The following is a 23,258-nucleotide window of genomic DNA, read 5'->3' on the forward strand; positions in this document are numbered from 1 at the left end:
CGGGGGTGCCGGTGTCGTCGCTCAGGGCGATCACCGGCGCCGCCACGCGGGTGTCCACCGTCACAGCCAGCGCGGTGGAGGTCTGCACGTTCCCCGCGTCGTCGGTGACCTGCACCGTGACGCTGTATGTCCCGTCCGCCAGTTCCGGGGCGGTAAAGGTCCACTTGCCCTCTGACTGCACGACGTCATAGGCGGTATCATTGATAAGAACCTGCACCTTCGTCACATCGGCGTCGATACTGCCCAGCGTGAACGCCGGCATGGTGTCGTTCGTGATGTTGTCGCTGTTGAGGCTGCCGCTGTCTGACGCATCCGTCAGATCGATGGTCGGCACCGACAGCGTGGTGTCCACCGTAAAGGCCAGTGAGGACGTCGCGGTGTTGCCCGCGAGGTCGGTGACGGTGGCTACAATGGAGTGATCGCCGTCGGCCAGCGCGGTGCTGTCAATATGCCACTGCCCGTCCGCGGCCTTCGTCGCCGCCACCGGGGTGCCGCCGTCAATGCTCACCATCACGCTGATGGCGTCGTTATCCGTGGCAATGGCAAAGCCCGGGGTGGTGTCGTTAGTCTGGTTGTCGCCGGGGGTACCGGTGTCGTCGCTCAGGGCGATCACCGGCGCCGCCACGCTGGTGTCCACCGTCATGGCCAGTGTGGTCGAGTTAGCGGTATTACCCGCATTGTCGGTGACGATAACACTGATGCTGTAGTCGCCATCCGCCAGTTCCGGGGCGGTAAAGGTCCACTTGCCCTCTGACTGCACGGCGTCATAGGCGGTGCCGTTGATAATGACCTGCACGCTGATCACGTCAGCATCGATACTGCCCAGCGAGAATGTTGGCGTGGTGTCCCGGGTGATGTTGTCGCTGTTGAGGCTGCCGGTGTCTGACGCATCCGCCAGATCCAGCGTAGGGATAGAAACCTGGGTATCAATGGTGACCTGAATTTTTTCTGATGTCGCTGAGTTGCCGGCGACATCTGTTGCCGTGATATAAAAAATGTAGCTTCCATCGGTCAACGCCTGCGATCCCGTGAAGCTATAAGACCAATTTCCGTTAGCATCCGCGCTGACTTTCCCGATGGCCTTCCCGTCCTGATAAATAGTGATGCTGGAATAAGCCTCGGCTGAACCAGAGAAAATCGGGGAAGCGTTATTGGTAATGCGATCGGCATCACTTATGCCGCTATCGCTATCAAGATGGATTGTGGGTGTTTCCATCGTACTATCGACCACAATATCCAGCGTGGTCGAGTTTGCGCTGTTGCCGGCGGCATCTGTTGCACGTACAACGACGGCATGCTCGCCATCAGCTAAGCTCGCCTCTTCCGGGATACGATAGTTCCAGACGCCATTTTTATCAGAGACAACCTGACCGACTACGGTACCATCAATAAAGATCTCGATCGTCGCGTTGGCTTCAGCCGTTCCGGTTAACAACGGCTGCGTTTCCTTGGTGATACCATCATCATTCGACGATCCCGTATCTGAACCCGTGTCTAATTTAAGCGACGGCGTGACGGTGACGGTATCAATGACCAGATCGTAACTACTGCTCGATGTGTTCCCGACCTCATCCTGAGCCTGAATAGTCAGCGTATAATCGCCATCGGAAAGAGCCGGATTAGGGTCATATTCGAACTGCCAGTTGCCATTAGCATCAGCCTGGGTAGTGCCCACGGCTTTACCGTCAACCATCACTGTAATGGTGGCGTATTTTTCAGCGGTCCCGTCAATTGTTAAATTATCATTTTGCCGGGTGATCCAGTCAGTCTGGCTTATCCCCGTATCATCTTCAGCCTGCAACGTGGCAACCGGTGACGTCGTGCTGGTATCGACAGTGAAAGTACAATCGGCAGATGATGGAGAAACGTTTCCCGCAAGGTCAGTCGCATAAGCCACTGCAGTATAGCTACCATCAGCCAGATCGCTTGGCAAGGTAAACGACCAGATACCATCGTGGTTTGCCGTCACCGTGCCACAGGCCTTGCCATCAATATAAATCGTCACCGTACTGCCCGCTTCTGCTGTACCGGTAAAGGCTGGCGTGGCGTCGTTTGTCAGAATATCGCCTGATTTTGAAACGGTGTATTTATCCAGTTCAATATCGGGCGATACGGGAGCAACCGTATCAATAGTATATTCGTAGCTGAAGGTTTGCTGGTTGCCCGCATAATCGGTTACGGTGATTGAGAGTTCGTTCAGCCCTTCTGCAGAGGCCTGCGCCAGGTTAAAGCTGAAATTACCACTCTGTGAAGCATCAATTTCAATCTTTTCCCCGGTCGTCAGGTTAGTGATCACAATATGACTATTTGGGTCAGTTTTACCGGTAAACGCTGGATAAATATCGTTGGTATAATTGTCCCCGGCAACTCCGCTGTCTGACTGGCTAGCCATTGCCAGTGTGAATGCATCAATATCGGTATCGACAGTCACATCTATTTGTGCGGTTGAGGTATTACCCGCACGATCGGAAGAGACCACTTCAAAAGTATAAATACCATCAGCGGTAATTTTATTTTCCGGCAGTGTATATTGCCAGTTCCCCATGGAATCCACGCTGATATCGGCCACTTTGTAGCCATTAAGATATAACTCGAGCGTTGAGTTCGGTTCAGCATTACCATGCAGAGAAGGCGTTTTATCATTAGTCAGGCTATCGGTCGAGGACATCCCCGTATCACTGGATTCATCAAGAATAATAACGGGTGTTTCTGGGGGAATCGTATCCAGCGTAATAACGCCGGTCGTTGATGCCGTGTTTCCCGCTTTATCCGTAGCATCAATCTCAATATTATTAATGCCTTCATTTAATTCTGAACCACTAAACTGATACGACCAGGCGCCATCAGAATCTACGGTGACTGTGGTAAGCAGAACGCCATTGGCATAGATAGCAACCTGCGATCCTGCTTCGGCTTCACCAATAATTTTCGCATCGGTAAAACGGGTAAGATTTTCACCCTCAATGCGATCGGCTGCAGGAATGGCGTACTGATCGTCGAGTTCGAAAGTGGGAGCCGCGATGACGGTATCAATGGTTACGATAATTTTCGCGCTACCGCTTCCCCCCTGCCCGTCCGTCACATCGACCTGGACGTTGTGTTGTCCGTCAGCCAGCACCGTGCCGCTATTGAATGAAAAGTTGCCCATCGCATCGGAGGTCGTGACGGCGACAACCACACCATCAATGCGCAGTGAAACTGTCAATCCGGGATCGGTAGAACCAACAAACTGCGGCGTGGTGACGTTGGTAATATTATCGTTTTTTACCCCAGAATCACTGCCGTCATCAAGCTTAAGAGCCACATCAATAGGTTTTACGTCGATGGGCGTTTCATCAGATTCTGATGAACTTGAAGAACTGGACGAACTGGATGAGTAATCAGAGAAAACGAGTCGACTGGCCTCAGCCACAGAGTCATCGTCATATTTCTTATGGTAAAGGCTGGCATCCAGCTGCTCTTCTCCCTGGTTCTGAGAGGCTGCGCCATTTTGGCCATTGCTCTGCGCTTTATCATTGAGGAACTCCTCAAGCTGCTTTTGAACTTCTGCAGAAGCTTTTTGCGCCTCTTCAGCTTCAGCACGCATTTTTTCTGCTTCATGCTTCAGATCAGCAGCCTCTTTTTTAGCTTCCTCAAGGTCTTTCGCATTAATCTCGCTGATTTTATTAATATTATCTTTCAGCACGCGATCCTGACGCTGATCTGATAGTGCAGAGTCAAGCCGTTCAAGTTGAAGATTGCTTAAGTCGATCGTTTTCAGCAGTTGCTGACCTGAAACATCCTGCCCCTGGAATTTGAAGTGAACGTGGTTATTTTCAAGGCTTGAATAAAGAGCACCGTTAATAACGTTAACCACCACATTACCCGGAAAAATAAATTTAAAGTCGGTCCCACTAATGACGACTTTGGCACTATCCATAGCACCATACTGCTGTAAGTCGACAATTGAATCATTGCTTGCAAAAATAGTATTACTCATATTATCACCCTGAATTAATGAGTTGATTTACTGTCAGTGATGACCGGCTCACTGAAAACTTGTTGAAGGCCACGCAGCAATGGCGAGGCAAGGTATTTTAATATGCTGTGGTTACCTGTAATAATGAAAGCATCTACCGTCATTCCAGGTTTGATAACATCCCGTTCTTTTGTACCGATAGTGAACTCTACGATAGCTTTGTAATACCTCACCGTATTTCCATTAACCGTATCTTCGTAGGAGTCAGGGCTGATTTGCTCGACTACACCGGTATAAGGTTTTGAACCCGAGAGAATAAATGAGAGAATTTTCACGTTAACCGAACCACCAACATAAATTTGATCGCGATCTTTAGGTTGAATTTTTACTTCCGCGAGCATTTTGGTTGACATTGGTTTAATCTCAAACAGCGAGTCAGCAGCCTGTATCACACCGCCTTTGGTGAAGGCATTTTTGTTAATTTGATAAATCACGCCATCAATGGGCGATCGGACGCGAGATTCTTTCATCTGCTTTTGTAATACACTCATGGCAGAGTCATTAAGCGCAGCTTCATGTTGAGCATCGACCAGGTTTTTCGACAAGGTATTACGAAAAGTAAAGACATCATCATTAATTTCGCTATGGATCACCTTTATCTCTTCTGATTTCGCTACTACCTGGCTTTCAAGATCGATAAGCTCAGACTTGAGACGCTCTGCTGCCTGTTTTTTTGCCAACAGAGTGGTATAAGAACTGATACCCTTTTTAACCAAAGGAGAAAGAAGATTAACCTCTTCCTGAACAAGCATTAGCTCGCTGTTCTTGCTGATTTTAGAAATACCTAAACGCTCAATTTCAGAATTGAGGCTGTTGATTTTATTATCCTTCGTTTTGGTCTGGCTAATTAACAATTGTATATTACCAATCAAGTCCTGATTCGTGATATTGCTAATATCAAAGAGAGTATAATCTTGCCTCCAGGCCAAAATGGACATCATTTCTTTGATATATAAGGCAAGATAGCGGTGCTGAGCTTGGGTACGTTCGTTTTCTTTCTGAATATCAAAGTTTGATGTTTCGGCAAGGACCTGGCCTTTGGTAACAAAATCCCCTTCCGCGACATGAATCGCATCAATCGTTCCTCCTTTAGAGAGAGAAACGACCTGAGTATTATCCTTGGTGATAATGACACCGCTGCCATGTACGACCGAATTTATCTTTATCAGGCTAAAAAGTAGGAGTATGACGAGGGGCATCACGACGATGACCATCATCAGATGGTCACACTGTTTCCTGTTCATTGCGACATAGAACCGCTTTTAGGCTGTATCTGGCCAGGTTCCAGATACAGTTCATGTAACAGATCGGCGAGTTGAGCCATCTGTTCAAGCTTCGCCTGATAGATAGAGAATTGTGACTCAATCATTGTCAGGTTAGCTTGATAATGTTCATTCCTGCTGGAAATAAAGTCGAGTAGCGATTTTTGACCTAATTTGAACTCTTCTTTATAGAGTTCAATGAGTTTCCCGGCATTTTCATAGGAGCGTTTAGATATTGCTAATGAATCTTTTCCTGTCATATATTTAGAGACAGAAGCATCAACACTATTGCGAGTTTTAAAAATAAAATCATCAAGACCCAGTTTTGCCTGGGTATATTTTGCGCTAAATTTGGCAGCTTCAGATTGGTTCTTAAAGCCATTAAAAATGTTAAAGCCTACTTTAACGCCAACCTGGAGTTCATCCTCATAATCATCCTGCTGCGCATCTTTGGAAGGATTATTGTCCGTGTAGTGGGCGTTGAAATCTACAACCGGATAATTAGCTGATTTTGCCGCCGAATATTCAGCATTTGCTGCAGATATTGCCTTCGTCAAAGAAAGATACGTCGGATTATCCTGCATGATTTTTTTATAAACGGCATCTTTATCAGCATTAAAAGGGTATTTATTGAAAAAATCAGGCAGCTTACCCAGGTTTTCAGCGGTGACATTGTCTCCCGTAAGATTACGCAGCATCATTAACTGCGTATCCAGTTGCGCGCGGAAATTCAACTCCTGAGTGCTTAAAGAGTCGATAGATACCTGAACTTTACGAATATCCGATTGCATTGCTGCGCCTGCGGCGATGAGTTCGGAAAAATCATTCAGCATCTGCTTGTAAAAGATTTTCTCGTCGTCGATCACCGCAAGTATCTGCCGGTTTTTTTCCACTGACAAATAGGCATCGGCCGTTTTTTGTGCGGTTGTAAGCAACTCTTGTTGGAAATCGTACTTACTGGCCTCTTCCTGCTGCTCAGACTTAGAAATATTGCTGCTTCTGACGCCAAAATCCGCAATTCGGTAAGCGAGGGTTAATTTATTCTCTACGTTCTGCTCATTATCATGTTCGTCCGTTTTTTTATGGATGGCTTCTGACGAAACGTCCAACGTCGGATAGAGAGAAGCTTTGCTCATGTTTGTCTCCTGGTGACGCATTTCGGTCTCCCAGGATGCAATGGCCACAGAAGGTTGCGTGTTTAACGCATCCACAATTAACGTCCGCAGCGGCAACGTATGGTCTCCCGTTTCTGCATGAGCGCAGATGGCCAACGGCAGCGAACTCCCGAGGATAAGCAAAGCGATGACGGATTTATTCATGGCTTTTTTTCTCCTTAAGGACATTAATTTCTTTTTGCAGATTGCGGTGCATTCCGGCAATTTGTCCAAGCAGGGGTTCAAACGTCTGTGACTGGCTATCCAGCGTGGCGACGGTTTCATGGTGGCGATCGAGGTTGACGCGTTCGGCGGTTTCCACAGCGTTGGAGATGCCATCCAGAAGTGAAGCCTGCTCGCTAAAGTGGCGCTCAGCAACGGTATGTAGTTCTCCCACGTTTGCATCAAGGTGTCCCATACCATCATTGACCTCCAGGACGGCATGATGGGTCTGCGCTTGCGCGACCAGTAATTCGTCCAACGTACCGCGCTGAGATTCAACCGTAGCCATCAGTTGTAGCTGACTGGTCTGCAGCAAAGATTGACTTTCGGTTAGCACTGCAAGGTGTGTTCCCTGGTTGACCAGAGCTTGCGTAGATGCGCCGAGCTCTTTCTCAATCCCGAGCAAAGCGGAATGATTCGACGTGATGCACTGGTCTATATGCTGTAACTGTTCAACCTGTTGATGAACCGCAGCAATAAGGGCATCATTAAATTTCTCCGTTTTGCTGGCCCCCTCTACAGTGCAGCTAAGAAGTGAATTCAGCATGTTGTTGCTGGCGTCAAATGCGTTAGTCAGGCGTTCCTGAAAGCCAAACATGCCCGCTTTGAACTCTTTGATCACATCGTCCAGATCGGTTATCAGACGCAGGGTTTTCGTTTTTCCGATCGCAGAGGTTTTACTGCGCTCATGACATTCTCTGACGAAATCAAGGCGCGCATTGCGTAAATCGATGGCTAAACGGGTGAATTCCCCACGCAGGAAAGAACACATCACATTAAGTAAAATAGCGCTCACCACCCCATAGATTGATGAAACGAATGCGGTATTCATTCCTTTCAGTGGTTCAGCAAGCGAGGAGACCACACTGACGATAATCCCTAACGTATCCGCCTCGTTACCGCCGGTGATTTGCGATTTCTCCAGCAACGAGATGACCGAGGCAATCGTCATAGATAAACCCGCGAAGGTTCCCAACAGGCCAATCATGGTAGACAGGTTTGCGCAGGTCATAACCCCTGCCAGACTCTGATTCTGCTTACGATTCACGCTGTTATCCATGCTTTCATACAGCGTGGCAACAGTATCATCATCAAGGCCATGACTTGCTGAGAAAACAATCTTGTTGGCATCACCAAGTAAATAAGAGTGTTTCTGCGCGTTCTTATTACGTAATACGCTTACACACTTACTTATTTCAATAAATGAGAAAATAACAATAAATGTACCGGTCAGATACATAATAATAATGATGGAACTGTAGAATGCCGCGACATGCCATGTTTCAAAAACATAGGCGCGTAAGCCAGGAATACACAGCAAAATAACAGGCAAAAATGCGAACACTAATGCAATAATAAATGCATGATACCGCTTTAAGTTATTCATTATTTATCATTCACTCTTGGTAATGACGGCACTATTCGTCAACGTTGTTGCATCATTAACGACTGAGATAGAAACTTCCGTGTTAGGATATTTGCTTTTGACGACCTTTAGCAGGATCACACCGCGCTCGTAGGCCAGACGCATCGCATCTGAAATAGCGATGGAGGAACTGACATAGGCATAAACCACAATGCTGACCGGCTTATCTGTGCCAAACCATTTAGCCATCTCATCAATGATTTCTTGCGGATAGCCTTGCTCCATTGATTTGAAATGAACAATGAACTGATTGCCCTGAGTCTCCCAGGATGGGTTCGCTTTCGAGGTATCGAATTGACCGGAAGTTTGCCCTTTAATCGAGGTGGCAGTTTGGTTGTCGGCCAGTCTAATCACGTCACTTTTTTTATCTTCACGGCCCGCTTGCTCTGACTCGTCTGCAGGAGATGCTGCTGAAGCGGCAGTAGAATCAGAGGCGGTGGCGAAATCTGCACCGGTAGCAGCGCCAGCATCAGTTGAAGCAGAAGCAGAAGCAGAAGAAGCGGCCAACATATCAGCCTCAGCATCCTGGCTACGATTTTTATTATCGTCTGCCGCAGTTGCTTCAACTGGCTGTGTTTGATCACCCGTACGGGTTTGATTGGGTGTTGTGCTGACAGCACCACTGCTGGCTCCGCTACCACTTACCGAGGAGGCTACTGGCTGAACAGTTTGTTCAGCCAGTAAAGGGGCTTCATAACGTTTTTTAGAGCTTTCATACATGATTAACATACTGTTAAGTACGAAAACTAACATCAGAAATATAAAAATACATAAAACCGTTGAAAATGCATCAACGAATGTTGGCCATGGGTTACTCTCTTCCATAAAAGCACCATATAAAATAAATTAATCATTCCTCAGCGGACATTATATTCATCAAAAAATAGAAAAAATACTCGCAAATTATATTTTAAGAAAAAACCAATACACCAAACAATATAAATAAATTCATTTTCATTCATCAAAATAATATCAACAACAAAAACAATACTCATCCCCGAGCGACGCATTTAATTTACCCGCTTGAATTCTAAATAATATAAAACATGCCGCACGCTTGTTTTTAGATGAAAGAAAATCCGTTCATGTAAAAGCAATTCCAAGAATCATTAATATTATTTATGTAAGAAAACGCAGTTTATGGGGCGTAAAAAAAACGGCTCCTTATTACAGAAGCCGTTGTGGTATCACCGTTTTAATCTGTTCAGCATTGCCCGCGGGCAATGCTGCTAATAATAGTGCGACATTACAGTGCCATCAGTCGGTCCAGCGACGGAGCAAAGTAATAACCACCGGTCACCGGTTTGGTGAAGCGCAGCATGGCGTCGCGCTTACCGTCAGTGTCACCGAACATACTTAGCAGTTGCTGCTCAATATTGTGCAGACGTGCGCAGTAGGCGCAGAAATAGAGACCGTGTGTGCCGCTGGCGGTACCGTACGGCAGGCTCTGGCGCACAATTTTCAGCCCTTTACCGTCTTCTTTCAGATCGACACGGCTCAGGTGAGAGGTAACCGGACGGTCATCACCGTCGATCTCTTCGTTAGCTTCTTTGGTGCGACCAATCATCATTTCCTGGTCATGAATGCTCATGCGGTTAAGTTGCTTCAGGTTATGTTCCCAACGCTGCACAAACACATAGCTGCCGCCAGCATCCACGCCATCTTTGATCACCGCGACTTCACGGCGCGTTTCTTCACCAGCCGGGTTTTCCGTACCGTCAACAAAGCCGCTGAGATCGCGTTCTTCAACCCAACGGAAACCGTGGATCTCTTCTTTGACGTCAACACAGTCACCAAATGCTTCCATTGCCGCCTGCGCGACGGAGAAATTCACGTCATGACGCAGAGAGAGTATATGGATCAGCACGTCATATTGGGTAGCCGGCGCCAGACCTTTACCATAAGGGATAAAGTCTTTTAACTCTTCCGCCCCAACGCCGCCGCTTAATGCACGCCAGGTGTTGTTGCCGAAAGCCACAACCGCGCCCAGATGCGCATCCGGGAACTTCGCTTCAAAGGTCGCCAGTTTATCGGCAAAGATTTTGCTGGCCGCACGCAGGGCCTCAACGTCGCCTTTAACATTGGCTTCAATCCAAATCGCCGCACGGCAATGTTCTGGCAAAATGCCACTCTGAACCTGAGACATTGTTCCTCCTGAAAAAAAGATGCCACGACCTCGTGGCATTGATTGGCGCTATTCTACCTGTTTTTTTAGCAAGTCGATTTGTTCAGACGCAAATTAACGCCGCCAGATGATTTTGCTGACTTTCCACGTTTTCAGCGTGTCGTCCGACGGCATTAAGCCCTCAGGCCCGCTCCATTCGCCGGAAAAAATATAGCTAATATGCTGACTGCCTTCAGCTTTACATTCAACGTTCGCACTGTCATCGCCGGTTGCTTTCTGGCAATTACCAAAGGCTTTGGTGTAAAGGTCGCTAAACGGTGTACCGATTTCGACACCCGCGTCTGATGAAATATCGCTGTCCAGGACATCAATACGGCTGATGGTTCCCTGACTGCCATTGATGACCATTACCAGCTTGTCATCTTTCATCGCTTCATAGAAGCGCACCACATTACCGTCATCAGTCTTCATCCCGCTGCGCAGGCGGTAATCACCGTCCAGGGCATCAGCAATAGCTTTTTCATCCAGCGGCGTAGCGCCAGTTAACGCGCCGACGCCCTGCTCAGTGACCTGCGTTGAAGAACCGAACCAGTTCCACGGATTGGCGGCAGACCAGTTCACCGACGACAGCGTGGAACACCCGGCCAATAGCAGCGGCATCGCGCATAAAGTCAAACGCAGTGATTTCATTTCACTTCCTTCCTTATTTATCAACGTTGCTTGGAGTCCGGTTTCGCCAAAAAGTGCCGTTATTCTTTCTCAAGGGAAAAACAGGCGCGCAGACGTTGATTGGTTAACAGCCAGACCAGCGCGACGATATCCGCAACCAGCAGCGCCAGTCCGATGCCGTTGACAGGATCGCCTGCCAGCCACATCGCCGGTTGCCAGCAAAGCAGCACCAGTTGCGCGAGAATCAGCAATCCGCGCAGCCAGCGCCACAAAACAGGAAACGCAAAACGCCGCCCGCTGAGTAAAAAAGCCACCACCGCGGGAACGCCGGGAAGCAACCCCAGCCAGAACGCGTTATGGTCGGGATAAAACAGATTCAGTAGCGTATTGCCCTGCTCCCGGGAAGAGCCGGCAATCACAAACAGTACCCAGGTGCGTGCCTGCAGCAGCAGTACGCACCAGAACAAAAAAGGCAGGCGCAGACGTCCGTGACCGTCATAGTCGGCGGGGTGAAATTCAGTACTCTTCATCTTCGATCAAGCGCTTACCGAGATTGAGTACATCCGCATGTTCATAGCCCAGGCGTTCATACATCCCCAACACCAGATCATTATCCTCACGCACCATGATTTGAATCTTCGGACACCCGCGGGCGATGAGTTTTTTCTCCAGTCGGTTAAGCAGCGCATTGGCGATGCCGCGACCGCGAAACTCAGGATGCACGCCCAGGTAATAGGCCGAGCCGCGATGGCCGTCGTAACCGCCCATCACCGTACCGACTACCTCGCCGTTCACTTCAGCGACCAGGAACAAGCTGACGTCATGATTTACTTTACGCTCAATGTCCATTTCCGGGTCATTCCATGGACGCAGCAAATCACAGCGCTCCCAGAGGGTGATCACCTCTTCGAAATCTTCCTGGCGAAAAACGCGTATTTCCATGGTATTGGTTACCTTTTCAGGACGTTAAAAAGCGATTATGGCGCGAACGGCTGATTTAGCCAATATCTGACGCGAAGCGGCGGAAAAAATGGCATAATACGGAATTGTCACGTATTGAAATGAAAAGTAAAACAATTCTTATCCCGATCCGTCGCAACGGACTACGCGATACGATATAACGTCTGGAACCTTTTTTACAACTCAGGCCGTATGAGCACTTTTAAACCACTAAAAACACTCACATCGCGCCGCCAGGTGCTGAAAGCCGGGCTGGCCGCCCTGACGCTGTCAGGCATGTCGCAAGCCATCGCTAAAGAAGAAGCGCTAAAAACCAATAATGGACACAGCAAACCGAAAGCGAAAAAATCAGGCGCTAAACGCGTGGTTGTCCTTGATCCGGGTCACGGAGGGATAGATACCGGCGCAATTGGACGCAACGGTTCGAAAGAAAAGCACGTGGTACTGGCGATTGCCAAAAACGTGCGCTCTATTCTTCGCAATCAGGGGATTGATGCGCGCCTGACCCGCTCTGGCGATACATTTATTCCGCTTTACGATCGCGTCGAGATCGCCCACAAACACGGGGCCGATCTGTTTATGTCGATCCACGCCGACGGTTTTACCAACCCAAGCGCCGCGGGTGCATCGGTCTTCGCGCTGTCCAATCGCGGCGCCAGTAGCGCTATGGCAAAGTATCTGTCCGATCGCGAAAACCGCGCCGATGAAGTCGCCGGGAAAAAAACCACCGATAAAGATCACTTGTTGCAGCAGGTGCTATTTGATCTGGTGCAAACCGATACCATTAAAAACAGCCTGACGTTAGGCTCGCATATTCTCAAGAAGATCAAACCAGTACACCGTCTGCACAGTCGCAGCACGGAACAGGCCGCCTTCGTGGTGCTAAAATCACCCTCAATTCCTTCGGTACTGGTCGAAACGTCGTTCATTACTAATCCGGAAGAAGAACGTCTGCTGGGTACGGCGGCATTTCGTCAAAAAATTGCTACCGCTATCGCCAATGGCATCATCAGTTATTTCCACTGGTTTGATAACCAGAAAGCACACTCGAAGAAACGTTAATCATGAAGCCCGATGCACAGCGCGTAAAACAGTTCCTGCTTAGCCTGCAGGACGATATTTGCCAGCAATTATTCGCCGTAGACGGCGCCGAGTTTGTTGAAGATAGCTGGCAGCGCGAAGCGGGCGGCGGCGGGCGCAGTCGGGTGCTGCGTAACGGCGGTATTTTCGAGCAAGCGGGCGTCAATTTCTCTCACGTCCACGGCGACGCGATGCCGGCCTCGGCCACCGCCCATCGACCAGAGCTTGCCGGACGCAGCTTTGAAGCCATGGGCGTCTCGCTGGTGGTGCATCCACTCAATCCCTACATTCCGACCAGTCATGCCAACGTGCGGTTTTTTATCGCGGAAAAACCGGGTGCCGACCCAGTCTGGTGGTTTGGCGGCGGCTTTGACTTAACGCCCTACTACGGCTTTGAAGAGGATGCGGTACACTGGCACCGTACGGCGCGGGATCTGTGTCAGCCGTTCGGTGATGACGTTTATCCCCGTTACAAAAAGTGGTGCGATGACTACTTCTTCCTTAAACACCGCAACGAGCAGCGCGGCATTGGCGGGTTGTTTTTCGATGATTTGAATACGCCGGGTTTCGACCACTGCTTCGCCTTTATGCAGGCGGTGGGGCAAGGTTACACCGAGGCGTATCTGCCCATTGTTGAGCGACGTAAAGCGATGAACTGGGGCGAGCGCGAGCGTGATTTCCAGCTTTATCGTCGCGGGCGCTATGTCGAATTTAACCTGGTGTGGGATCGCGGCACATTGTTCGGTCTGCAAACCGGTGGGCGCACGGAATCAATTCTGATGTCAATGCCGCCGCTGGTGCGCTGGGAGTATGACTGGCAGCCGGAAGCGAACAGCCCGGAAGCTGCCCTTAGCGAGTTTATTCAGGTCCGCGACTGGGTGTAATTGCCTGATGGCGCGACGCTTATCCGGTCTACAATCCGTAGGCCGGATAAGACACAAAGCGTCGCATCCGGCACCATAATCTTATCACGCCCACTGCCGCATACGCTGATGCAGCGTCAACGACGGTTTTTCCGCAAACAACTGCTGGTAGTCGGTAGCAAACTGCCCTAAATGCCAGAATCCCCACTGCATGGCGGCATCTTTCACCGTCGTACTCTGCGACCACGGGCTTATCAGCTCGCGACGCACGGCGTTCAGGCGAATACGTTTTAACCAGGCATTCGGACCAATACCCAGAATCGCGTGAAAGGCGTTTTGCAACGTCCGGCGACTAACGTGCAGTTGGTTACACAAATCGAGCACGGTCAGCGGCTCTGACATGTTTTCCAGCACATATTCGCGCGCACGTGACAACAGACGACGATAGCTCTGATGGCTGATGCTCTCAGCGGTTATAATCGGCTGCGCTTCTTCCAGCATAGTCCCCATCGCCAGCAACAGGTTATCGCCCAACACTTTGCGTACCGCAGGTTGACGCAGGTTTTCCGGATTCTCGCTAAACGTCGCCAGCGCCTGCTGCACAAAGCCCCATAGCGCGGCTTTGTGCTGTTCTTTGACTTCCAGCGCCGACTGGTTGCGCAGCATATGCAGCACCCTTTCCGGGTTATGCAGGAAGTTGGCCTGACGGGCAATCGCCTCTTCCGAAATGACAACCCCCAGAATGGTGTAATCATCCGGCGTACTCAGTTCAAACTCCGTCCCGCCTGGACGGGTGGCAATTTCAGCACTTCCCAGACATTGGGCGCCAATAAATCCCTGTTCGCCGCGCGTGGCCGGAATACCAAACCAGAACGAGTTCGGCCAGACAAGGCATGACTGGCGCAGCGCGAGTCCGGTGTATTCACGGAAAACCTGAATATCGTCGAGCAGGATTTCCGTGAACTCGCCATGAAATTTTCCCGGATGCAGCTGGTCGTAAATCTGCTGCCAGGCGGTAATCGTCAGCGCGTGTTCATATACATCCGTTGTTCGCCGCTGGTGAACGTTGTCCACCTCTACTTTCGGCGTAAGTTTAACGTCTTCGGGTAGTGCTTCATGATAAAGATGGTGCAAGTTTGCAGTACGGTTCTTTTTCATGATCTTTTAAGCCGGAAGCTTCAGGGAAGCCCCCGGCCCTCCGACAGGTTAATTTTTTAAGCGGTAGCGGCTACTACGTTTACGCAACGCTCCGTCAGAAAAGAGCTGTTCCAGCGCCTTTCTGGCTTCATCAAGTGACCAGCCAAAGTGGGCAGCCACTTCCCCTGCCGTCATTCCTTGACGGACCGATGCCAACAGCGTCAGAAGTTGTGCAGAGGATTCAGACGTCAACGGGGCGTCCTGCGTCTTCTCTGCTTTTACGTCTGTTTTTACATCTGGCTTCTGTTCTGGTTTCTTCGGCTGGCGCTTAAAACCGCCGATCAGCCACTGGGTGTCATCGTCCGGTCGGCCTATCTCTTTACGGCTGATAACACGGCCTGTACGCGCTGCGGCGGCGCTGCCGGCATCAAGCGCTGCGCGGCACGCCGCCAGATCGCCTTCCACCACCAGCGTCAGCCTGCCAGGATCGAGCACTTCGTGGCTCAGCAGGCGTACGTTCGCGGCTTTCAGCATGGCATCCGCCGCGTCTACGGCAGCCACCATGCCATCCACTTCCAGTAATCCCAGTGCATTGATCATCACAACCTCTCTTACGCGCGCTGGATTGGATTACGGGCAATATCCAGAACGGCATCGGCAAAGGCGTTACATGCGGCTTTACAAGCGGCCTGGCTACCGGTCAAAAACGCTGCTGAATAGTTGGTTTCTGACGGCGGCGGCACGTAGGTCACCAGTTGTACATCGGCAGATTTCAGCGCCGCATCAATACCAAATGTTGCTTCCAGCGGCGGCGCCACCAGATACGCCATCGGATCGCCAAGTCGGCATCCCGCCGTCGCGGAAAGATACGAACCGGTACGCGAAACCACGTGCGCCAGGAAAGCGGTATCTTCTGCGTCATTCGCCCACTGAAACGCTGCGCCGCTTTCAATGTTGGCCACCATCGCGTCCAGACCCGCGCGAACTTCAGCCGGGTTGGGTCCACCGAGCATAATCAGTACTTCGCCCGAGGTTGGAGAGGGACTATGCGCCGCCCCGGCATACAGCGAGCGGCCATAAACCACTTCCACCATCGCCTGTTTTGTCGCTTCGTCTGCGGCAATATACGCCACGTCATCAGAGTCTGCTGTGATGAGTCCGAGGCTACGGATATGTGGCGGTAACTTAAGCTCGCGGGCAAAACCGTCATTTACCGAGGCAATCACGCGCATTGCGGTGACTGAAGGTCTAATCAAATCTAATGCTGGCATGATGCCTCCTTAACGGGTCATATTAATGCCGGAGGCTTTTTGCTCCAGCATGCGCTTGGCCAAATCCACAATTACCGCCGCAGCTTCAACCGGTGGCGTACCGCCCTGGTGAATGTTCGAGATACAGGTACGGTCAGCTTCTACGGTCGTCGCAACGCGCGGCGAATAGACGGCGTAGCAGGAGAGACTTTCCGACTGACCGAGACCCGGACGTTCCCCCACCAGCAGGATCACCGCTTTCGCGCCCAGTAGCTCGCCGATCTGATCTTCGATTTTTACGCGACCATAGCGAACGAAGAACGGGGTCCCAACCTTCAGTCCGGCCTGTTTTAAGCCCGACAACAATGGCGGCAGAATCTCTTCGTAGTTAGCGGTGATGGCGTCAGTAGACAGGCCATCAGAGATAATCACCTGCACATCCGGGTTCATCACACACTGCGATTTCAGCGCATCAATGGCTTCCGCGCTCAGACGACGGCCAAGATCCGGGCGCGTCAGATACAGGTTTTTGTCGCTGATTTCCGAGCGTACTTCCAGCAGTCCCTGCGCTTTTACCCACTCTTCCGGCACTTCTTTTAATACCGTATCTTTTGAACGCGAGTGGTCGGCCAGGAAGCGCAGCAACGCCTGGGTACGCGGACGAGGACCGGCGCGACCAGTACATACACGCGCCGCGGTACTGCGCCGCAGTTCAGTCAACACCTCTGCGCGGTGCGGATTCTCAACGCCTATCCACGCTTTGGCTTCGGCTGAACCTAAGTCCATCGCACAACTTTCACCAGTCGGCGCGGCGCACTGCGTGGTGCTGCATTTTGCTGGTGCTGACGATTTTTGAGCCTGCGGCTGCGACTCCCCCATTGACGCCATTACGCTGCGTACAATTTCTTCAATCTGTTTTTGATCCATCGTGTTTCATCCCCGCATCATCAAAAGAACAGTGACGGATCGCCCGCCCGTTTGGTCAGGCGACCGTTTGCCATAATGCCCATGGTTTCCAGCCAGCGTTCAAATTCCGGCGACGGGCGCAGGTTCAGCAACTGGCGGACGGTCGCGGTATCGTGGAATGCGGTGGTCTGATAGTTGAGCATGATGTCGTCGCCGAGCGGCATGCCCATGATGTAGTTGCAGCCAGCGGTGGCGAGCAAAATCATCAGGTTTTCGTTAAGGTTCTGGTCAGCATCAGCATGGTTGGTGTAGCAGCAGTCGCAGCCCATTGAGATGCCGCTCAGCTTGCCCATAAAGTGATCTTCCAGACCGGCGCGAATGATCTGACGGTCGTTGTAGAGATACTCCGGCCCGATAAAGCCCACGACGGTATTCACCAGGAACGGATCGTAGTGCCGCGCCAGCCCGTAGTTACGCGCTTCCATTGTTACCTGATCGGCGCCGAAGTTTGCGCCAGCGGAGAGCGCCGACCCTTGTCCGGTTTCGAAGTAAAGACAGTTTTCCCCGGCGATACGGTTGAATTCAGCGCCAACTGCGCGCGCTTCGTCGAGCATTGCCAGCTCAACACCGAACTCTTTTAAGCCTTTCTCGCTGCCGCAGATACTCTGGAAGATCAATCCACCCGGCGCGCCGCGACGAATCGCTTCAATCTGGGTGGTAACGTGCGCCAGTACACAGCCCTGGGTCGGAATATTGAATTTATCGATAACGCCGTACACGGTATCGAGCACGCGGCTTAAGTTTTCCACGTCATCCGTTACCGGGTTTACGCCGATCACCGCATCGCCCGCCCCGAAAGACAGCCCTTCATAGATTTGCGCCGCAATACTCTGCACGTCGTCACGGGTGTCGTTCGGCTGCAAACGGCAGCTAAAGGTGCCCGGCAGACCGATGGTGGTGTTAGCCTTTTTGATCACTGGCATTTTCTTGCCGCCGTAGATCAGGTCCGCGTTGGAGCAGATTTTTGCTACCGCAGCGACCACCTCCGACGTTAACCCTTTGCGCGTAAACGCGATGTCATCAACGGAAGTTTCATCGCTCAGCACGTACTCGCGCAGCTCGCTGATACTCCAGTTTTTGATGCGGTTATAGGCCGTTTCATTGACGTCATCCTGAATCAGACGCGTCACGCAGTCCTCTTCATAGGAAATCACCGGGTTATTGCGGATATCCGCTACCGTCATTTCCGACAATACCTGCTTGGCCGCCACGCGTTCCTGTGAACTGGTTGCAGCTACCCCTGCCAGCACATCCCCCGAACGCAGTTCGTTGGCTTTAGCCAGCACCTCTTTAACATCCTTAAACTGATAAACATTGCCGAACAATGTGGTCTTTAGTTTCATAAGTCGTTCCCTCAGGAAGGAAATGCGAGTGATTTCACCGTCACCGGCACAACCGATCCGCCAAAAAGAGGCGTACCAATGTCGATATAGTCCCCCGCCCGGACAACCACCTCATCGATGACCGCCAGCGGGTGTTGCTGTAACTGTGGGCGTAACAGCATGCCCAGGGCTTTACCAAAATCCTGCTCGGCTACCACCAGCAGGGGATGCGGATTTGGATAACGCGCGACAAAAGCCAGCAGCGCATCAATTACCGTTAACAGCGCGGCGTAGCGCACCGGCAGAGAACCGGGCAACGCCAGCACGTAGGCGTCCGTTTGCGGATCCAGATCGAGCTGCATTAACGCCTGTTGCCAGGCGGCCACCAAATCAGCCTCATCAACCGGAATCGCCACCGGTAGATTGCGCAGCGGAAGCGCCACGCCTTCCAGCCAGATGGTGCTGCCCGAAAGCGACAGCGTATGCGCCCCGGCGCCAATCACCGTGGCGCGCACGGTTTGCGCCGGGAACTGCACGTTCATCTCACGCAGGCGCGGATGTTCATGCAGCGCCGTGGCGAGCAGCGGTCCAATATCGGAAAAACAGAACGGATCGGCAGGTTGGTTGCGGTAGCACTCGCCTACCCCGCCGGACAACGTAATCACTTCCGGCTTCACGCCCGCAGGCAGCAGACCGGTTTGCATCAGCGCCTGCGCCAGCGGTGAAAGCGTGCCGTCAATCACCTCCACAATCAGCGCCGCCATGCGTCGCGCCACCGCAACCAGTTGCGCCGCATTGAGGGTTCGGGCGTCAAAGCCCGGACCAAATACGTCATCAACAATCATCTGTCCCGGCTGATGCGCGTGCACCACGTGCCCCTGACAGTCGGTTTCCAGCAGTCGCCCGCCGACGTTCAGACAGGCCGAGCCACTGACTTTTCCGGCGTCGAACAGCGCATAGTTCGACGTCCCGCCACCGATGTCGATATTCAGTACACGGCACAACTTCTGCTCAGACAGCGTTTGCGCCCCCGCGCCGTGACCGGCGATCACCGACTCCAGATGCGGACCGGCGCTGGCAACCACGAAGTCCCCCAGCGACTGGGAGAGCGTCATTACCGCCGGGCGGGCGTTACGGGTTTTGGCGCTTTCTCCGGTGATGATGATCGCGCCGGAATCAACGGTCTCAGGTGCGATGCCTGCCGCCTGATACTGGGCAAGGATCAGTGCCTTAAGTTCGGCCTCTTTCAACCCGCCCTGCTTATCAACAGGGGTAAAGAACACCGGGCTTTGCCAGCTAATTTCGCGTTTGATGAATTCATAGCGCGGCACCTGCGACACAGCCGCACGGTTAACCAGCTCAAGGCGCGAGAAGATCACCTGAGTCGTGGTGGTGCCGATATCAATACCGACGCTCAGTAGCTGGCGAGTGTTCACGATTGCGCCTCCGGGTTGGTTTCTACTTCTGCTGGCACGTTTTCATCTTTCGGTACCAACAGCATAGCCACGCCAATCGCCGTTACGCCGCCTATCAGCTTGCCGACAATCATCGGGAAGATCATGGCGTTCATGTTGGCGGCGGCGAAACCTAAGTGGTCACCCAGGGCGAAGGCCGCGGAGACCGCAAAGGCGCAGTTGATCACTTTCCCGCGGGTATCCATATTCTTCATCATGCCGAACATTGGGATGTTGTTGGCCAGCGTCGCCACCATGCCAGCAGCCGCAATATTATTAACTTTTAACAGGTTACCGACACTCATCAGCGGCTTTTCAAACCAGCGGGTCAGCAGCAGCACCATCGGGTACGCACCCAGCAGCACGCAGGAGATAGAACCGATAACTTCGATGGCGCGCATTACTTCACCCGGCTTGTCGCCCGGTGCCATGAAGATAGGGTCCAGACCCGGGATCAGCTCCCAACCAAGCAGGAATTTGATGACTGCCGCCGCCAGACCGAGAGTGATCAGCGCCACCAGAAATTTCGCGAAGATCTGGAAACCGTTGATCATTTTTTCCGGGATAAATTTCAGCCCCAGCGCCACCAGCACAGCAACGATGATCACCGGGATCATGTTCATCAGGATCAGCGCGAAGGTAAACTCCACCGGCTGCCCGTTGATTTCGACGCCGGAGTACATCGCGACCAATCCCCCCGCGATACAGCCAATCGGAATGGTGACGATACCGGCCAGCACGCCCAGCGCCAGATAACGACGGTCAGACGGTTCAATAATCCCCAGCGCAACCGGAATAGAGAACACCAGAGTCGGCCCCATCATCGCCCCAAGGATCAGGCCAGAGTACAGCCACGCCGCAACGTCGCCGCCCGCCAGTTCTTTCGCCAGGAAGAAGCCGCCCATGTCGCACGCCAGCAGCGTTCCGGCAAACATCGACGGGTTCGCGCCCAGCATTTCGTACAGCGGAATAATCACCGGTCCGAGCAAATGCGCCAGTACCGGCGCCAGTGCGGTCATACCGACCATCGCCAGGCCCAACGCGCCCATCGCCATAAAACCTTCTTCAAACTGACCGCCCGACCCCTCAATACTCTTACCGAATTTACCGAGGAAGCGCGCTGAACCGCCGAACTGCGACAGGATCCTGTCCACGGCGGCAATCAGCATAAAGAACATCATGATGTACATGATGATTTCGTTAATTCCCATAGCCCCTACTCCCTGTCATTTGTGATTTGTAGGCCGGATAAGACGTTTCCGTCGCCTCCGGCATTAACGCCGTGTTATTGCCGGATGGCGGTGCGAGCACCTTATCCGGCCTACAGGCATTACCCGGCAACCGCGTACAGGTCGATAATCTGCGCCTGCGTGGCGGTGCGAGGGTTACTGCGAATACAAATATCCTCCAGCGCGGCGTCAGCCCATGCGCTGTAATGCTCGGGCTTTGCCCCAACGTCAGAGAGCCGTTTGGTCTGGCCCACTTCGCTAATCAGCTCGCTGACGGCATTGATGGCATCGCGATCGTCCGCCTTCTTGTTGGTTAACGCCCGTCCGATATGGCTGAAACGCTCGCGACACACCATGCGGTTGAACCCCATTACCGTGGGCAGCAACATGGCGTTAGCCTGTCCGTGCGGGATGTGCAGCGTAGCACCCGGCTGGTGCGCCATCGCATGACACAGGCCCAGCCCCGCGCTGGAAAACGCCATCCCGGCCATACAGGAGGCCAGCAACATGCTCTCCCGCGCCGCCAGATCCTGCCCATAGCCGACAGCCTTCGGCAGCGATTTACCGATCATCGCAATCGCGCCAATCGCCAGGCTGTCGGTAAACGGCGTCGCGTTCAGGGCGCTATACGCTTCAACGGCGTGCGTCAGCGCATCGATACCCGTCATCGCCGTAACGTGCGCGGGTACACCTTCCGTTAGCGCTGCATCAAGAATCGCCACGTCCGGCATCAGAGACGCATGCGCCAGCACTTTTTTAAGTCCGCTCGCGGCGTCGATAATCACCGTGACATTAGTGGTTTCCGACCCCGTTCCGGCGGTAGTTGGTACGGCAATCAGCGGCAAACGCGGGCGTAACACGCTGCTTTCGTTCATGTCAGCCAGGGTCTGCGTGGGATTAGTCACCAGCAACGCCACTGCCTTAGCGGCATCCAGTACGGAACCTCCGCCAAAGGCCACCACGCCGTCGCACTTCGATTCACGCAGTTGCGCGACCGCGGCGCAGACATCCGTAATGCACGGTTCGCCCACCGGGCACGGCCACAGCGTCATCGCCACACCTTTCATCGCCAGGCTGCGTTCCAGTGCGGCGGTCATTCCCGCCTGATGCAGGAAGCTGTCGACCATGACAAACATGTGCGTCAGTCCGCGCGTTTGTGCTTCCTGTCCGCAGGTACTGAGCGCTCCCAGCCCACAAAGGGTGACCGGTGGAACGCTAAACGTTTTTACGCGTTGCTGATTCAGGGTATCGAATGCCTGAAAGAGCGCGGTCTGCAATTCAGCTTGCATAGATTCCTTCCGCTTTTTCTTTTCCGCTGTTGGCAATCGCCAGCGGGGTCATAAACAGGCTGTGCTGAGGTAAATGCACCTGCAGTTCCGGGAAGCGCTTACGGAACAGCTCATCCACGCCCGGCTGCATGCAGGAACCGCCGGCCAGCCATAAATCGGTGACACCCTGCCCGGCAATATGGTGAGCCACGATTTCCGCCATTTTTTCGTAGACTGGCTTCACCACCGGCCAGATCTCCTGACCGTTGCTGCGTTTGTACTGTTCGGCTTCTTCCAGTTGGATACGGCGGTTCCCGGCCAGCGTCAGAGAAATGTGGTGCCCGCCGGTCGCTTCATCGGCGGAATACGTCACTTTGCCCTGCTTAACAATGGCTATCCCGGTGGTGCCGCCACCGATATCCACCACGCCAGCGTTATCGAGCTGCAACAGATCCGCCACGGCGGTCGGCTCGTCGAGCACATGACTCACTTCAAGTCCGGCTGACTCCAGCACGTTGATGGAGATACGTGGGTCCGTTCCCGGTGGAAATGAGGTTGCCGCATGGGTAAATCGACAACCCACTTGTTGCTCAAGCGTATCGAGATGGCGACGAACAATGGTTACTGCGCCGAAGAAATCCCAGACGATGCCATCGCGCACGACATCGGCCCAGTCGAGGCAAACCGCTACCGGCTGCCCGTCACCGTCGACGACCATCGACACCACATCACACGTCCCCAAATCAACGCCCAGCCATAGCGGTGATTCGCTCTCAGCAGGCGTCTGGTTGCATAGCGTGGCTGCTTTTTGCAGTCTGGGTGTCAGCCAACGTTGTTCGTCGTGCGCCATCTC

General features: G+C 52.5%; 20 protein-coding genes. 2 read left to right on the forward strand and 18 right to left on the reverse strand.

The genetic code is table 11. The annotated features are described in order from the left end of the window. From OOJ59_RS15125 to OOJ59_RS15165, 9 genes are all read right to left on the reverse strand, one after another. Positions 1-3,979 (reverse strand): Ig-like domain-containing protein (locus OOJ59_RS15125; RefSeq protein WP_268063425.1); only part of this gene is annotated, 3,979 nt, incomplete at its 3' end. 14 nt (positions 3,980-3,993) lie between these two features. Beyond that, positions 3,994-5,235: an HlyD family type I secretion periplasmic adaptor subunit gene (locus OOJ59_RS15130; RefSeq protein WP_268063426.1), complete on the reverse strand. Its 1,242-nt coding sequence runs from the start codon at positions 5,233-5,235 to the stop codon at positions 3,994-3,996. Between the two features lie 23 nt (positions 5,236-5,258). After that, on the reverse strand, positions 5,259-6,599 hold the full coding sequence (locus tag OOJ59_RS15135; protein ID WP_160956320.1) for a TolC family protein: 1,341 nt from the start codon (positions 6,597-6,599) through the stop codon (positions 5,259-5,261). Further along, positions 6,592-8,043, reverse strand: coding sequence for a MotA/TolQ/ExbB proton channel family protein (locus OOJ59_RS15140; protein ID WP_160956319.1), 1,452 nt, complete (start codon positions 8,041-8,043; stop codon positions 6,592-6,594). Before OOJ59_RS15140 ends, OOJ59_RS15135 begins: the two co-directional genes overlap by 8 nt. Positions 8,044-8,049: 6 nt before the next feature. Continuing rightward, on the reverse strand, positions 8,050-8,907 hold the full coding sequence (locus OOJ59_RS28250; protein WP_199964023.1) for a hypothetical protein: 858 nt from the start codon (positions 8,905-8,907) through the stop codon (positions 8,050-8,052). A gap of 421 nt (positions 8,908-9,328) precedes the next feature. Then, positions 9,329-10,228 (reverse strand): porphyrinogen peroxidase, encoded by a 900-nt coding sequence (yfeX, locus tag OOJ59_RS15150; protein ID WP_085049238.1) that lies wholly within the window; start codon positions 10,226-10,228, stop codon positions 9,329-9,331. Between the two features lie 93 nt (positions 10,229-10,321). Further along, positions 10,322-10,897 carry an RpoE-regulated lipoprotein gene (locus OOJ59_RS15155; protein WP_160956096.1) on the reverse strand — a complete coding sequence of 192 codons (576 nt, stop codon included), beginning with the start codon at positions 10,895-10,897 and terminating at the stop codon, positions 10,322-10,324. 59 nt (positions 10,898-10,956) lie between these two features. After that, positions 10,957-11,406, reverse strand: a complete 450-nt coding sequence (locus OOJ59_RS15160) for a DUF2919 domain-containing protein (protein WP_038642510.1) — start codon at positions 11,404-11,406, stop codon at positions 10,957-10,959. After that, on the reverse strand, positions 11,393-11,818 hold the full coding sequence (locus tag OOJ59_RS15165) for a GNAT family acetyltransferase (protein WP_006683546.1): 426 nt from the start codon (positions 11,816-11,818) through the stop codon (positions 11,393-11,395). Before OOJ59_RS15165 ends, OOJ59_RS15160 begins: the two co-directional genes overlap by 14 nt. A 210-nt stretch (positions 11,819-12,028) precedes the next feature. Between OOJ59_RS15165 and amiA the strand changes: the two genes are divergently transcribed. After that, entirely contained in the window at positions 12,029-12,898 is an 870-nt protein-coding gene (gene amiA, locus OOJ59_RS15170) for an N-acetylmuramoyl-L-alanine amidase AmiA (RefSeq protein ID WP_085049240.1), read from the forward strand. 2 nt (positions 12,899-12,900) lie between these two features. After that, entirely contained in the window at positions 12,901-13,800 is a 900-nt protein-coding gene (hemF, locus tag OOJ59_RS15175) for an oxygen-dependent coproporphyrinogen oxidase (RefSeq protein WP_160956097.1), read from the forward strand. Positions 13,801-13,884: 84 nt separating this feature from the next. Here the strand turns inward: hemF and eutR are convergent, their stop codons facing one another. From eutR to eutJ, 9 genes are all read right to left on the reverse strand, one after another. Then, positions 13,885-14,937 (reverse strand): HTH-type transcriptional regulator EutR, encoded by a 1,053-nt coding sequence (gene eutR / locus OOJ59_RS15180; protein ID WP_038642516.1) that lies wholly within the window; start codon positions 14,935-14,937, stop codon positions 13,885-13,887. A 48-nt stretch (positions 14,938-14,985) separates the two neighbouring features. After that, positions 14,986-15,516, reverse strand: a complete 531-nt coding sequence (eutK, locus tag OOJ59_RS15185) for an ethanolamine utilization microcompartment protein EutK (protein ID WP_038642518.1) — start codon at positions 15,514-15,516, stop codon at positions 14,986-14,988. A gap of 11 nt (positions 15,517-15,527) precedes the next feature. Continuing rightward, positions 15,528-16,187 (reverse strand): ethanolamine utilization microcompartment protein EutL, encoded by a 660-nt coding sequence (eutL, locus tag OOJ59_RS15190; RefSeq protein WP_003838537.1) that lies wholly within the window; start codon positions 16,185-16,187, stop codon positions 15,528-15,530. Between the two features lie 9 nt (positions 16,188-16,196). Further along, complete coding sequence (gene eutC / locus OOJ59_RS15195; RefSeq protein WP_137350925.1) at positions 16,197-17,093, reverse strand: ethanolamine ammonia-lyase subunit EutC; 897 nt, start codon at positions 17,091-17,093, stop codon at positions 16,197-16,199. A 20-nt stretch (positions 17,094-17,113) separates the two neighbouring features. Next, positions 17,114-18,475, reverse strand: coding sequence for an ethanolamine ammonia-lyase subunit alpha (gene eutB / locus OOJ59_RS15200; protein WP_003038029.1), 1,362 nt, complete (start codon positions 18,473-18,475; stop codon positions 17,114-17,116). 11 nt (positions 18,476-18,486) lie between these two features. After that, complete coding sequence (gene eutA, locus OOJ59_RS15205; RefSeq protein WP_137350926.1) at positions 18,487-19,890, reverse strand: ethanolamine ammonia-lyase reactivating factor EutA; 1,404 nt, start codon at positions 19,888-19,890, stop codon at positions 18,487-18,489. Further along, positions 19,887-21,119 carry an ethanolamine utilization protein EutH gene (gene eutH, locus OOJ59_RS15210; protein WP_038642526.1) on the reverse strand — a complete coding sequence of 411 codons (1,233 nt, stop codon included), beginning with the start codon at positions 21,117-21,119 and terminating at the stop codon, positions 19,887-19,889. The genes eutA and eutH overlap by 4 nt, the downstream gene beginning before the upstream one ends. A gap of 119 nt (positions 21,120-21,238) precedes the next feature. Further along, on the reverse strand, positions 21,239-22,426 hold the full coding sequence (gene eutG / locus OOJ59_RS15215; RefSeq protein ID WP_137350927.1) for an ethanolamine utilization ethanol dehydrogenase EutG: 1,188 nt from the start codon (positions 22,424-22,426) through the stop codon (positions 21,239-21,241). Next, positions 22,416-23,255 carry an ethanolamine utilization protein EutJ gene (eutJ, locus tag OOJ59_RS15220; protein ID WP_160956099.1) on the reverse strand — a complete coding sequence of 280 codons (840 nt, stop codon included), beginning with the start codon at positions 23,253-23,255 and terminating at the stop codon, positions 22,416-22,418. The genes eutG and eutJ overlap by 11 nt, the downstream gene beginning before the upstream one ends. Positions 23,256-23,258 lie beyond the last annotated feature (3 nt).

Source organism: Citrobacter sp. W9, from assembly GCF_026719375.1.
GTDB classification, from domain to species: Bacteria; Pseudomonadota; Gammaproteobacteria; order Enterobacterales; family Enterobacteriaceae; genus Citrobacter; species Citrobacter werkmanii.